Source organism: Gordonia phthalatica, assembly GCF_001305675.1.
GTDB lineage: Bacteria > Actinomycetota > Actinomycetes > Mycobacteriales > Mycobacteriaceae > Gordonia > Gordonia phthalatica.
Window position 1 is genome coordinate 1367490 of record NZ_CP011853.1, and the last position, 12589, is coordinate 1380078.

The 12589-nt window shown below is 66.8% G+C and carries 13 protein-coding genes and 1 riboswitch; of the genes, 7 read left to right on the plus strand and 6 right to left on the minus strand.

Going from position 1 to position 12589, the window contains the following annotated elements; all coding sequences use genetic code 11:
* The first annotated feature begins 14 nt into the window (after positions 1-14).
* The gene (locus ACH46_RS21250) at positions 15-179 is read left to right on the plus strand and encodes a hypothetical protein (RefSeq protein ID WP_157851017.1); all 165 of its coding nucleotides are present in this window, start codon (positions 15-17) and stop codon (positions 177-179) included.
* A 28-nt stretch (positions 180-207) separates the two neighbouring features.
* On the opposite strand, the gene ACH46_RS06400 is transcribed toward ACH46_RS21250, so the two are convergent.
* Positions 208-639 carry a PASTA domain-containing protein gene (locus ACH46_RS06400; RefSeq protein WP_062392185.1) on the minus strand — a complete coding sequence of 144 codons (432 nt, stop codon included), beginning with the start codon at positions 637-639 and terminating at the stop codon, positions 208-210.
* A 108-nt stretch (positions 640-747) separates the two neighbouring features.
* Positions 748-2472, minus strand: coding sequence for a DUF3556 domain-containing protein (locus tag ACH46_RS06405; RefSeq protein ID WP_062392186.1), 1725 nt, complete (start codon positions 2470-2472; stop codon positions 748-750).
* Positions 2473-2562: 90 nt separating this feature from the next.
* Here ACH46_RS06405 and ACH46_RS06410 point away from each other — a divergent pair, with 90 nt between their 5' ends.
* Genes ACH46_RS06410 through ACH46_RS06420 form a run of 3 tightly spaced genes read left to right on the plus strand, consistent with a single transcriptional unit; the run spans position 2563 to position 4172 of the window.
* Positions 2563-3426 carry a bifunctional methylenetetrahydrofolate dehydrogenase/methenyltetrahydrofolate cyclohydrolase gene (locus ACH46_RS06410; protein ID WP_062392187.1) on the plus strand — a complete coding sequence of 288 codons (864 nt, stop codon included), beginning with the start codon at positions 2563-2565 and terminating at the stop codon, positions 3424-3426.
* A gap of 2 nt (positions 3427-3428) precedes the next feature.
* Complete coding sequence (locus ACH46_RS06415; RefSeq protein WP_062395058.1) at positions 3429-3752, plus strand: DUF3017 domain-containing protein; 324 nt, start codon at positions 3429-3431, stop codon at positions 3750-3752.
* Between the two features lie 39 nt (positions 3753-3791).
* On the plus strand, positions 3792-4172 hold the full coding sequence (locus ACH46_RS06420; protein ID WP_062392188.1) for a nuclear transport factor 2 family protein: 381 nt from the start codon (positions 3792-3794) through the stop codon (positions 4170-4172).
* Between the two features lie 24 nt (positions 4173-4196).
* On the opposite strand, the gene metX is transcribed toward ACH46_RS06420, so the two are convergent.
* Together metX and ACH46_RS06430 are read right to left on the minus strand one after the other, a co-directional pair.
* Positions 4197-5357 carry a homoserine O-acetyltransferase MetX gene (gene metX / locus ACH46_RS06425; protein WP_062392189.1) on the minus strand — a complete coding sequence of 387 codons (1161 nt, stop codon included), beginning with the start codon at positions 5355-5357 and terminating at the stop codon, positions 4197-4199.
* A 55-nt stretch (positions 5358-5412) separates the two neighbouring features.
* Entirely contained in the window at positions 5413-6723 is a 1311-nt protein-coding gene (locus ACH46_RS06430) for a bifunctional o-acetylhomoserine/o-acetylserine sulfhydrylase (RefSeq protein ID WP_062395059.1), read from the minus strand.
* Between the two features lie 62 nt (positions 6724-6785).
* Positions 6786-6899, minus strand: a riboswitch (SAM riboswitch).
* A gap of 184 nt (positions 6900-7083) precedes the next feature.
* Here ACH46_RS06430 and ACH46_RS06435 point away from each other — a divergent pair.
* Together ACH46_RS06435 and ACH46_RS06440 are read left to right on the plus strand one after the other, a co-directional pair.
* Entirely contained in the window at positions 7084-8349 is a 1266-nt protein-coding gene (locus ACH46_RS06435) for an MFS transporter (protein ID WP_062392190.1), read from the plus strand.
* Positions 8346-9209 carry an exodeoxyribonuclease III gene (locus ACH46_RS06440; RefSeq protein ID WP_226995785.1) on the plus strand — a complete coding sequence of 288 codons (864 nt, stop codon included), beginning with the start codon at positions 8346-8348 and terminating at the stop codon, positions 9207-9209. Before ACH46_RS06435 ends, ACH46_RS06440 begins: the two co-directional genes overlap by 4 nt.
* Positions 9210-9310: 101 nt before the next feature.
* On the opposite strand, the gene ACH46_RS21575 is transcribed toward ACH46_RS06440, so the two are convergent.
* A complete protein-coding gene (locus ACH46_RS21575; RefSeq protein WP_226995786.1) occupies positions 9311-9442 on the minus strand; it encodes a putative transporter small subunit in 132 nt (43 codons plus the stop codon).
* Complete coding sequence (locus tag ACH46_RS06445; RefSeq protein WP_082399451.1) at positions 9439-11169, minus strand: sodium:solute symporter family protein; 1731 nt, start codon at positions 11167-11169, stop codon at positions 9439-9441. Before ACH46_RS06445 ends, ACH46_RS21575 begins: the two co-directional genes overlap by 4 nt.
* Positions 11170-11529: 360 nt before the next feature.
* On the opposite strand from ACH46_RS06445, the gene trpS reads away from it, so the two are divergent.
* A complete protein-coding gene (gene trpS, locus ACH46_RS06450; RefSeq protein ID WP_062392191.1) occupies positions 11530-12549 on the plus strand; it encodes a tryptophan--tRNA ligase in 1020 nt (339 codons plus the stop codon).
* Positions 12550-12589: the final 40 nt, after the last annotated feature.

A 12589-nucleotide genomic window follows, 5' to 3' on the forward strand; every position in this document is an offset into this window, starting at 1 on the left:
GCCTGGAGGCACCAATGATGAACACGACCATGAAGAACACCACGAACACCCAGAACAAGCTCGACCAGTTGGATCCCAAGCAGACCGTCTGGTTCCAGATCGACGACGCGACCGGCTTCTACGTCACCGTCGAAGAGTTCCTCGCCGTCGCCCGCTCGCAGGTCGCTGCCGCGGCCTGATTGACACTGCCTGATCGGCACCGCCTGATCAGCAGGGATTCGGTTCTCCGATCTTGACCGCGGACAGGACCGCCTCGCCTTCGCCGACCGGGCTGCCCGCATCGGGAGTCTGGGCGACGACGATCCAGTTCCGATCGAGGACCTGACGACGGCCCTGCCCGCTGGCGTCCTTGCTGCGAGAGAAGAACACGCCGGCCTTCTGGATCGCGTTCTGCGCGTCCTGGAGATTCATGCACACGACGTTCGGCATGACCGCGTCCGCCGCAGTCGCGGCGGGCGCGGTCTTCGTCGTCTCGGGTGCGGTCGTGTCCGTCGCCCGCTCGGCCTGCGCGGGAGCGGCGACCGTCGTGCCGCGCTCCGGGGTCGTCGCCGTCGTGCTCGTGTCGGTCGACCCTCCGCAACCGGCCACCAGAACAGTTGCAGAGACGGCGAGGAGCGAGGTGATGACGTGGCGACGCATGTTTCGTCCTTCGTGCGGCTTCAGGGGAGACGACTCAGACTAATTGCGGCGGTCGTGGATGAACCCCGGGTCTACGGCTTTTCGTCCACGCGGCCGACATGACCCGAGTCACTCGGCTCGCCACTGCACCGTGACCGGCACGTCGTCGTCCCACGGTTGCCGGTCGACCAGATCGGCGACCCGGACGAAGCCCCGCTCGAACTCGCCGATCGCGGGGTCGACGAGGCGGTACTGCTGGGTCTGATGGTGGATGGGCTGCGCGTCGAGGAGCACGATCCGCACCTCGCCCGGCTCGAACCGACAGCGCTTCTGCATGGAGGCGATCAACTGCTCGTTGGAGAGGTGGCCGTCACCGAAGTTCCAGCCCATGGTGGTGGTGCAGATCCGCTCACCGTCGGTCAGCATGTACTGTGCTTCGTCGGTGCCCGCCATCGCGCGATGGGCTAGGGTGAACAGCGCACGACCGTGGCTGTTGAACGCGCGGAACGCGTATCCCATGTACAGGGCGACCTGCGCGGCCTCGGGACTGCCGTAGAACCGCTGCAACTGCGCCGCGGGCATCGAGGCGATGGCGACGATGTTCTTCTCCACCTTCGCCGACGCCGACGGCTTCATGCACCACAGCGTGGTGTCCCAGTTGCCCGCGTAGTAGCGCATGCCGGGCAGGAACGACACCTTGCGCGGCATCAGGTTGCCGATCACGACGACGCCGGCGGACACGGCGAACAACAGGAGCGGCCATGGTGAGACGAGGTCGCCGAGGCCGATGTCGGAGTGGCCGAGGAACAGCGTCACGACGCCGACCATCATGAAGACGTTCCACTCCAGCGGCACGCCCATCGGGATCGCGGACAGGATGCCGAAGTGGAAGCACAGCATGACGATCGCGGCGATCAACGTCGGCCACCCGCCGTGCGTGAAGAACAGCACCAGCGGCACCAGCCCCTCGACGGCGGTGGACACATGCGCGATGCCGCGGGCGGGTAGACCGGGCCGCAGGTCGTCGGGGAACTTCCGGAAGAACAGGCGCTTGAGCTTCGGCGATCGAACAATCGGATTGTTCGACATCATCGTCGCGATCACGAACGGGAAGTGGCGATTCAGCTTCGACGTCGCCGCGCCGAGCCAGATGCACAGGAAGATCAGCTTGGCGCCGAGGATCATGTCGGCGCCGACGAACAGGAAGGTGACGGTCAGCGCGCCGTACACCTCGCCGCGGGAGGCCAGGAAGATGGTCTTGTCGCGCAGCCCGATCGCGGCGAGCAGCACCAGGATCGTGACGACCGACCACGTCGGAAGGCCGCCGACCGTGCTGCCGAGTTCGTCGACGGGTCCCGTCCCGCCGAGGAAGAGCGCGACCACCGTCATCACCAGCAGTGCTGCGTACAGCGCGACGTCGACCGGGGTGCGGGTGTCGCCACCGGTCAGCGGGATCCGCGACCAGGGCGGCTGCCGGATGGTGCCCGGCCGCAGCCAGTACAGAATCGAGCCCATCGGCGGGAAGTAGCGGTTGTTGAGCGGACCGAAGCCGCAGCCCAGACCGACCACCTCGATCAGCATCGTGTACAGCACGATCTTCTGGAAGACGATCGGTTCGGCGAACCAGGAGCTGGGGTCGAAGAAGCCGTCGATCCCCGGCGTCGCGACCACGACGGCCCAGCCGATCAGGATGTAGAGCGCCACCTTCAGCACATAGAAGAGGTGCAGTGCCACGGGGGTCCCGAAGCCGACCTCGGCCCAGTGGCGTGCCATCGGTTTGATCTTCTCGGCGCGGGTCCCCTTGCTCCACGTGGGAAAGTCGACGTCAGGGGCGGTCTGCTTCAAGAAGCTCATGCCCGGAACCTAACAAACCAAGCACTTGGTTGGTACACGTTCCGGGTCCGAGTGCAGGAATTTGCCGATTCAGTGGAACAATGGGGACCCGTGACGGCGATTCGACTGGACGGCAAACTCACCCGCGACGAGATCTTCACCGATCTGAGCGCCCGAGTGGCGCGGCTCAGGGACGCGGGCATCACGCCCGGCCTGGGCACCGTGCTGGTCGGCGACGACCCCGGCTCGCAGTCGTACGTGAAGGGCAAGCACTCCGACTGCGCCAAGGTCGGCATCGCCTCGATCCGCAAGGACCTCCCCGCCGACGCGACCACCGAGCAGCTGAACGCCGCGATCGACGACCTCAACGCCGACCCGGCCTGCACCGGCTACATCGTGCAGCTGCCGCTCCCGAAGCACCTCGACGAGAACGCGGCCCTCGAGCGCATCCTTCCCGAGAAGGACGCCGACGGCCTGCACCCGATCAACCTCGGCCGCCTGGTCCTCGGCAAGGAGTCGACGCTGCCGTGTACCCCGCGCGGAGTCATCCACCTGCTGCGCCGCTACGACGTCCCGCTCGACGGCGCTCGCGTGACGGTCGTCGGCCGCGGCGTCACGATCGGTCGGCCGATCGGCCTGCTGCTGACCCGCCGCAGCGAGAACTCCACCGTCACCCTCTGCCACACCGGCACCCGCGACCTCGCCTCCGAGGTGCAGCGTGCCGACATCGTCGTCGCGGCCGCCGGCGTCCCGCACCTGATCACCGCCGACATGGTGAAGCCCGGTGCGGCCGTCATCGACGTGGGCGTGAGCCGCACCGAGGCCGGCCTGACCGGCGACGTGCATCCTGACGTCTGGGAGGTGGCCGGCGCGGTGTCGCCGAACCCCGGCGGCGTCGGCCCCCTGACCCGAGCCTTCCTGCTCGCGAACGTCGTCGAGCGCGCCGAAGCGCAGTTGGCCGCCCGCGAGGCCTGATGATGTCCGACGATGCCGATGACCGTGTCGACGCGGTCCGCCGTGCTCGCAAGGCGCACGGCTTCATCGTCAACATTCCGTACTACGCGGTGATCGCGGTGATCGTCGTCGCGGCGGGCCTGGTGCTGATCGACCGCTGGCGGCGCGGCACCTTCGTCTTCGGGTCGGCGATGCTTCTCGGCGCGGCCATCCGGGCACTCCTGCCCGCCAACCGCGTCGGGTTGCTGCAGGTGCGCAGCAAGCCCTTCGACATCGCCGCGATGGCGTCGATGGGTGCCATGATGTTGTGGCTGTCGACGTCGATCGACGCTCTGGGCACCGCGTAATCACCGACTCCGGCCGCTCGATGTGCCACGGTGGGGTGCATGAGCGAATCCACTGCGGAGGCCCGAGAGCTCTACGGTCGATGGATCGATGAGCTGTGGAACGGGCCGACCGGTCTCGCGAAACTCAAAGCGGTGGCCGAAGAACTGGTGAGCGACGACTTCCTCGGGCACTGGCCGAGCGTCGAGGTGGAGGGAGCAGGCAAGCTCGCCGCGCTGATCGACGCGACCAAGTCGTCGTACCGGGACCTGGTGTTCGAGATCGAAGTCGGTCCGTTCGCGGAGGACGGTTTCGTCGCAGGTCGATGGGCGGGCCAGGGCACGACCGTCGACGGGCAGCCGGTCTACCTGTCTGGCAACGACATCCTGACGATTCGGGACGGCCGGTTCACCGAGTACTGGGTGGCGTCGAGCGAGATGTGACGGCGCGGCCGATACAGTGCCGGGTCAGCGCGTCGGCCGGTGCTCCCGTGCGAGGCGCATGGTCTCGGCGAGCAGGTCGTGGACCTGTTCGAACTCGGTGAGGAAGCCGTCGTGTCCGGAGTCCGAGTGGACCACGTGCAGGCCGCCGACGCAGTTCCCCAGGTCGCGGGCCAGCTCTTCCTGCTGGTAGAGCGGGTACAGGCGGTCGGAGTCGATGCCGCCCACGACGGTCGGGACGGGGCACGCGCGGAGTGCGGCGGTGACGCCGCCGCGGCCGCGGCCGACGTCGTGGTTGCTCAGGACGTCTGAGAGCACCACGTAGCTGCCGGGATCGAAGCGGCGCATCAACTTGTCGGCCTGGTGTTCCAGGTAGCTGGCGACCGCGTAGCGGCCGTCGATCAGCGGCTCCTCGTCGCCCTGCGGTCGATTTCCGAAGCGGTCGTCGAGCTCGCGATCCCACCGATAGGAGAGATGGGCGATGCGGCGGGCGATGCCCATGCCGGTGGCGGGGGACCGGCCGGTGCCGTAGTAGTCGCCGCCCTGCCAGTCGCGGTCGGCCTTGATGGCCTCGATCTGGGTGGTCTGGGTGCCGATCTGGTCGGCGCTGGCACGTGCTCCGACGGCCAACACCAGGGCGGCGCCGACGCGGTCGGGATAGGTGAGCGCCCACTCAAGAGCACGCGCACCGCCCATCGATCCGCCGGTGACGGCGGCGAAGCGGCCGATGCCGAGGGCGTCGAAGGCGCGTGCTTCGGCGTGAACCAGGTCGCGGACGGTCAGTCGCGGGAAACGAGATCCCCACGGCGTGCCGTCGGGCGCGATGGATCCGGGACCGGTGGAGCCGAAGCAGCTGCCGATCGCATTGGGTGCGATGACGCACCACTCGTCGGTGTCGACCGCGAGGCCGGGGCCGACGAGGCCGTCCCACCACCCGGCCATCGGCGATCGATCGTCGCTGGGGCCGGTCACGTGGGAGTTGCCGGTGAGCGCGTGCAATGCGAGGACCACGTTGTCGCGCGCGGCGTTCGGGGTTCCCCACTTCTGGAAGGTGACGGTGACGTCGGCGAGCCCGACACCCGAATCGAGTGTCAGGTCGCCGATCGAGACCGCGGTCTGCGCGCCGTCCGGGCCGGTGGCCCAGCGCGGATCGCTCACCGTCGTGGCCGGGTCGATGTTCACCGACACCGGACCCCTCCCATCCGTGAAGGAATCACTGTGTATTTCTTGATGCCTGCGAGGACTACTTGGCGGCCGCGGCGGCCGCGAAGCCCTTGTCCAGGTCGGCGATGATGTCGTCGATGCCCTCGATGCCGACGGCCAGGCGCACCAGGCCCGGGGTCACGCCCGCGGCGAGCTGATCCTCGGCGGACAGCTGGCTGTGGGTGGTCGACGCCGGGTGGATGACCAGCGAGCGGACGTCGCCGATGTTGGCCACGTGGCTGTGCAGCTCCAGACCGTTCACGAAGGCCTTGCCGGCCTCGACGCCGCCCTCGATCTCGAACGAGACGATGGCGCCCGCACCCTTGGGGAGCAGTTCCTTGGCGCGCTCGTAGTACGGCGACGAGGGCAGACCGGCGTAAATGGTCTTGGTGACCTGGCCGTGGCCCTCGAGGTACTCGGCGATCTTCTGGGCGTTCGCGACGTGGCGCTCCATGCGCAGGCTCAGGGTCTCGATGCCCTGGGCCAGCAGGAAGGAGTTGAACGGAGAGATGGCGGCACCGGTGTCGCGGAGCAGCTGGACGCGGGCCTTGAGTGCGTAGGCCGGGGCACCGAGGTCGGCGTAGACGACGCCGTTGTAGCTGGCGTCCGGGGTGGTGAAGCCGGGGAACAGGTCCTGGCCGTCACGCTGGACGCGCCAGTCGAACTTGCCGCCGTCGACGATGGCGCCGGCGATCGCGGTGCCGTGGCCGCCGATGTACTTGGTGGCCGAGTGGACGACGATGTCGGCGCCGTGCTCGAACGGATTCAGCAGGTACGGGGTGGCGATCGTGTTGTCGACGATCAGCGGGAGGCCCGCGTCGTGGGCGACTCCGGCGAGGCCCGCGATGTCGAGGACCTGGTTGTGCGGGTTGGAGATGGTCTCGGCGAACACGGCGCGCGTGTTCGGCTTGATGGCCGCACGCCACGATTCGAGGTCGTCGGCGTCCTCGACGAAGGTCACCTCGATGCCGAACTTCGGCAGGGTGTACTGGAACAGGTTGTACGTGCCGCCGTAGACGCGCGGGCTGGCGACGACGTGGCCGCCCGCCTCGACGATGTTCTGGATCGCGTAGGTGGTGGCGGCCATGCCGGAGGCCACCAGCAGACCGGCGACGCCGCCGCTGAGGGCGGCCAGACGCTGCTCGACGGCGTCCTCGGTCGGGTTCATGATGCGCGTGTAGATGTTGCCGGGCTCAGCCAGGGCGAACAGGTTCGCAGCGTGATCGGTGTTGTCGAAGACGAACGAGGTGGTCTGGTAGATCGGCAGCGCGCGGGCCTTGGTCGTCTCGTCGACCACCTGGCCTGCGTGCACCTGGATGGTCTCGAAGCTCCAATTTGCGGCATCAGACATGGACGTCATTCACTTTCTTCGGTCGGCGGCCCCTGCGGGCCCTCGTATGGGTCCGACCATCGGACCCGCGCTTGCTGCGACGAGTCCGTCGCAGCCAGGACATCACCCGGAGCACCCCACCGCGGTAGGAGGGTTGCCGGTCAGCGAGCCGGGGCTGAATGCTGACACTCATGACCTGTTGCTGAGAATATCTCAACACTGAGAGGCGGATGTAACAGCTGCGGGGTCGGTGCTTTTAACCCTTTTGCTCCGCAGATTCCTGTGGTAGAAGACTCGCTTCGCTTCGTTCGCGGTCGGGCGGTGGGCGGTATCACTGCTTCATTCGGGAATGTTCCTCCGAGACGGGCCGTTGCGTCTCGGGTGACCACTTCTTCCACCGCCGCCGCACCCGCCGAGACCTCGACGCGTCGCGGGGTCGGCTGGGTGATTCTCGCGCTGGCCCTCGGTGGCTTCGGCATCGGCACCACCGAGTTCGTAGCGATGGGGCTGCTGCCCAACATCGCCTCCGATCTCGAGATCACCGAGCCGGTCGCCGGCCACCTGATCTCCGCCTACGCGCTCGGCGTGGTGGTCGGCGCGCCGGTCATCGCAGTGTTGGCGGCTCGGATGTCGCGACGCACACTCCTCATGTCTCTGATGGTGGCGTTCACGATCGGCAACGGGCTCAGCATCGCCGCGCAGTCGTATCCGATTCTGATGGCCGCGCGCTTCGTCGCGGGACTGCCGCACGGCGCGTACTTCGGTGTCGCGGCGCTCGTCGCCGCCCACCTCGCCGGGCCCGGCAAGCGGGCCAGCGCCGTCGGGCAGGTGATGATGGGCCTCTCGGTCGCCAACGTCCTCGGCGTCCCCGCCGCCACGTGGCTGGGGCAGGCGCTCGGCTGGCGGTCGGCGATGGCGCTCGTCGTCGTGATCGGCGTGGCGACGGTGGCGTCGCTGTGGCGGGTGCTGCCCGACCTGAGTGACATGCCGTCGTCGTCCCCGAAGGCCGAGCTCGGCGGACTCCGTCGCAGCCAGATCTGGCTGACCCTGCTGGTCGGCGTCATCGGCTTCGGCGGTTTCTTCGCCTTCTACACCTATCTGAACACGGCGTTGACCTCGCTCGGCGGCATCTCCGAGAGCGCCGTCCCGATCGCACTGATGCTCTTCGGTGCGGGCATGGTCACTGGAAACTATGTCGGCGGCAGGATGGCGGACGCGCTCGGCGACCGCGCCATCGCCATCGGCATGGCTGCGGCCGCGGTCACCTTGCTGCTGTTCGCCGCGCTCGTCTCCACCGGATGGCCTGCCGTGATCGTCACCTTCTTCGTCGGCTGCTCCGGCTCGACGGCGATCCCCGGACTGCAGACCCGGCTGATGGATGTGGCTGACGACGCGCAGACCATCGCCGCGGCCCTCAACCACTCCGCGCTCAACGTTGCAAATGCGATCGGTGCGTGGTTGGGCGGCATGGTGATCGCCGAGGGGCTCGGCTATCGGGCGCCGTCGATCGCCGGTGCGGCCCTCGCCGCGGGCGGCGTGGTGGTGCTGATCATCGCGGTTCTCGCAGCGCGGCGATCGGGAACGGCGGAGCCTCCGCGGGAGGAGTCCGTTGCTGTCGGGACCGACCGATACAGTGAGCTTCCGTGACCACCCCTGCTTTCTCCATCAACTCGCCCTTCTCCATCACGTCCGTCAACGTCAACGGAATTCGCGCTGCCGTGAAGCACCGCTCCGAGGAGAATCTCGGCATGCTGCCGTGGCTCGAGGAGACCGAGCCCGACATCGTCCTGATGCAGGAGGTCCGCGCCACCGACGCCATCGCCCGCAAGGCGCTGGCTCCCGCGCTGGACGCCGGCTGGCATCTGTCGCACTCGGAGTCGTCGATCAAGGGCCGCGCCGGCGTCGGGATCCTGTCCCGTTGCGAGCCGACCGCGGTGCGCGTGGGCTTCGGCGACGACGAGTTCGACGTCTCCGGTCGCTACATCGAAGCCGACTTCGACGTCGAAGGACAGACGGTGACCGCGGCCAGCCTGTACCTGCCGACGGGTGCGGCGCTCACCGAGAACGAGAAAGACGTCGAGAAATACCACGAGAAGCTGCGATTCCTCGAAGCCTTCCGACCGCACCTCGATGAACTCCTCGCGAGCGACGCCCAGGCCGTCGTGGCGGGCGACTGGAACATCGCCCCCGACGAGCGGGACATCAAGAACTGGAAGGGCAACCTCAAGAACGCAGGCTTCCTCCCGCACGAGCGCGAATGGATCGCGGGTCTTCTCGAGGCGGGCTGGGTCGACGTCGCGCGAGCACATCACGGCGACGTCTCCGGCCCGTACGCCTGGTGGTCGTGGCGCGGGAAGGCCTTCGACAACGACGCCGGCTGGCGCATCGACTACCACTTGGCGACGCCGGCACTCGCCGAGCGCGCGCAGAAGACCTGGGTCGACCGCGCCGCCGCCTACAACCTGCGCTGGTCCGATCACGCTCCGGTCACCGCCCAGTTCGCCTGACGACCCAGTTGGCCTGACACGACAGTTCGCCTGACACGACAGGCGACACGACGGCCCGCGCCCCTTCGGGGACGCGGGCCGTCGTGGTGATGAACGGGTGATCAGATCATGTCGCGACCCTCGTCGCGGGCCTGCCGCCATTCACGGTAGAAGGCGCGCACGATCACGCCCAGGGTGCCGGCGGTGATCACGGGCCAGATCAGGATGTACACGGTCAGCCAGAACGTCGTCATCGGTTGTCCTCCTCACTGTGGGATGCGGTGGTGGCGACGGTCGAGTCGCCGACATCGATCGCGGTCTCACCGGTCACCGGCGTCGCCGGGTCGTCGAAGTCGCGGTCGTCGAAGTCGCCGGTCGTCCGCTTGATGCGCGCGAAGTCGAAACTCGGCCCGCGGTTCGCCATCGTCAAGGCCACGCACAGGATGGTGCTCACCGAGTACGAGATCAGGCTGCCGGACAGCACCGCGTACTCGTGGAGCATGCCGATGGTCCACGGCGCCGACGCGACGGTCGTCACGACGCCGATGACCACTGCCGGACGCAGTCCGAAGAAGCCGAACGCCATGAGTCCGAAGACCACGCCGATACCCACGGTCGAGAGGATGTCGGTGCCGATGCCGAGCGCACCGGACATGTCGAACCAGGAGAAGCGGACCGGAATGAACGCCGCCAGCGCGGCGATCACCGAGACACTGAACGCCACGTTGGTGACGCGTCCCCAGTAGAAGCTCGAGATCACCGGGAACACCAGGGCGCCCCACAGAGCGCCGACGAACACCAGCATGTCGAGGATGTTCAGGTCCGAGCCCGCGAAGTACAGCGCCGCGGAGATCGCGACGATCATCGTGATCCTGCCGATGAGCACCATCTTGGCCGGATCGGCCTTGCTCCGGCCCACTCCCTGCCCGTAGACGTCGGCCATCATGATCGACGCCAGCGCGGTCAGGTCGGCGTCGGCGGTCGACGACAGCGAGCCGATGACCATGATGAAGAACAGTGCCAGCAGCGCCGGGCTGAGATAGGTCGCGGCCATCTGCGGAATCAGGTTGTTGACATCGCCGCCGACGGGGGAGATCCCGGCGTAGAGAGCGATGACACCGAGCATGCCGATACCGATGATCGTCGACCCGTAACCGACTGTCGCGGTCACGAAGGTCTTCTTGATCAAATCCTCGCGGACCGCGAACAAACGCTGCGCGATCGTTTGATTTCCGATCGCATAGGCGAGAACCGCCGCGATATAGGGCGCGCCCTGATTGAAGAAGGCGTCGGACGAGAAGAAGTCCGCCTGTTCATCGGTCAGATTCTCGGCGCCGGTCGAGAAGAGATCGGGTCCGCCGGAAGCGAAGAAGACGACGGGAATGATGATCACGACGGCACCGAGCATGAAGACCACCTGCACGAAGTCGGTCAGCACGGACGCGCGGAAACCCGACCACAGGGTGTACAGGAGAATGCCGCCGGCGATGGCGACGACGCCATGGGTGAAGCTGAACGGCGACAGCATGTCGATCAGCGCGCCGCCGGCGATCAGGTTGGCGGTGAGGCTGATGACGCTGCCCAGAATGTTGGATCCGGCCAGCAGGAGCTGGCTGGACCTGCCGTGCCGCGCGAACATGACCTCGGCGATCGTGTGGGCACGCGGGGCCACAGTGCGGATGCGTCGACCGAACGGATAGATCAGCAGGATCATGAGGGCGCCCCAGAGCCCGTAGTGGATGGGGCCGGAGAGGCCGTAGGTGAAGCCGGAGGTCGCCGATGCGTACATCGACGCCGCCCAGATCCAGGTGGCGGTCATGGAAGCGGAGGAGATCCCGAAGCCGATCTTTCCGCCAGCGGTCATGTAGCCGTCCGCATTCTCCGTCCTCTTCCGAATTCGCAGTGCGATGAAGACACTGGTTCCGAAGAAGGCGAGAAAGAGGAGGACGACCACAGGACTCGACAATTGTTGAAGGTCCATCGAGGTGGTTCACTTTCGCTCAAAGGGAGACCGAGAACGGTCTGGAGAGTGCGTGGGTGAGACACCTAGTTGTCGGGAGGCTCCAGGGCCGCGGCGATCGAGGCGATGCCTCGTGCGGCGAGACGGAACTGCCCAGAACAACTGGCGGACGTCAACGTTGTGCTCCTCTATTCGGATATATCTGCTCATCAACGTCTACCGTTTTGGATGTGGGAAGGCCAATTGTGCGGCATTCCCGAGCATTGTTGCGAACCGGTTGAGGTGCTGAGCGGGGGCTGTTTCAGGAGGTGACGGCCTCGGCGCGACCGATCCACGTGACCACCGAGAATTCGATTGTCGCGGTCTGAAACAATCGAAGCCATGACCAGCCCTGAACCGCGCCGTCGCGTCCTGTCCGGAATCCAGCCGACCAGCGACTCCTTCCATCTCGGCAATTACCTCGGTGCCGTGAGGCAGTGGGTGCAGCTTCAGGACGAGTTCGACGCCTTCTACTTCATCCCCGACATGCATGCGATCACCGTGCCGCAGGATCCGAAGGTGCTGCGGGAACGCACTCGCCGCAGCGTCGCGCAGCTCCTGGCCGTCGGCGTCGACCCGGAGCGCTCGACGATCTACGTCCAGTCGCATGTCCCGGAGATCGCGCAGCTGACCTGGGTGCTGACCTGTCTGACCGGTTTCGGCGAGGCCAGCCGCATGACTCAGTTCAAGGACAAGTCGGCCAAGGCCGGCCAGGAAGCGGCGGGCGTCGGCCTGTTCACCTACCCGATCCTGATGGCGGCCGACATCCTGGCCTTCCAGGTGGATCAGGTCCCGGTCGGTGAGGATCAGCGGCAGCATCTGGAACTGACGCGTGACCTCGCGCAGCGTTTCAACAAGCGCTACGGCAAGGCACTGACCGTTCCGAAGCCGTACATCGTCGAGGAGTTCGCCAAGATCTACGACCTCCAGAACCCGACCGCCAAGATGAGCAAGTCGGCCGACACCGACTCCGGTCTGATCAACCTGCTCGACGAGCCGAAGCGCTCGGCGAAGAAGATCCGTTCGGCGGTCACCGACAACGACCGCGTCATCGCGTTCGATCGCGAGAACAAGCCCGGCGTCTCGAATCTGCTCACCATCCAGGCGGCGCTGACCGGTCGCGAGATGGAGGAAATCGTTCGTTCGTACGACGGCAAGGGCTACGGTGATCTGAAAGTGGAGACGGCAGACATCCTCACCGAGTTCGTCACGCCGCTGAAGGGGAAGGTGGACGAGATCCTGTCTGACACCACCTACCTCGACGGCATCCTCGCCAGCGGTGCGGCGCGGGCGCGCGAGGTGGCTGCCGCGACCGTCGCCGACGTGTACGACAAGGTGGGTTTCCTGCTGCCGCGCCCGTGACCGGGCATCGTTGATCAGGACGTCCGTCGACGAGAACATC

Bases quoted from the DNA above. Each gene is read 5' to 3' on its own strand.
- trpS (WP_062392191.1), top strand. From the start codon at position 11,530: ATGACCAGCCCTGAACCGCGCCGTCGCGTCCTGTCCGGAATCCAGCCG.
- ACH46_RS06430 (WP_062395059.1), bottom strand. From the start codon at position 6,723: ATGTCTGATGCCGCAAATTGGAGCTTCGAGACCATCCAGGTGCACGCA.
- ACH46_RS06400 (WP_062392185.1), bottom strand. From the start codon at position 639: ATGCGTCGCCACGTCATCACCTCGCTCCTCGCCGTCTCTGCAACTGTT.
- ACH46_RS21250 (WP_157851017.1), top strand. From the start codon at position 15: ATGATGAACACGACCATGAAGAACACCACGAACACCCAGAACAAGCTC.
- ACH46_RS06405 (WP_062392186.1), bottom strand. From the start codon at position 2,472: ATGAGCTTCTTGAAGCAGACCGCCCCTGACGTCGACTTTCCCACGTGG.
- ACH46_RS06420 (WP_062392188.1), top strand. From the start codon at position 3,792: ATGAGCGAATCCACTGCGGAGGCCCGAGAGCTCTACGGTCGATGGATC.
- ACH46_RS06445 (WP_082399451.1), bottom strand. From the start codon at position 11,169: ATGGACCTTCAACAATTGTCGAGTCCTGTGGTCGTCCTCCTCTTTCTC.
- ACH46_RS21575 (WP_226995786.1), bottom strand. From the start codon at position 9,442: ATGACGACGTTCTGGCTGACCGTGTACATCCTGATCTGGCCCGTGATC.
- ACH46_RS06415 (WP_062395058.1), top strand. From the start codon at position 3,429: ATGTCCGACGATGCCGATGACCGTGTCGACGCGGTCCGCCGTGCTCGC.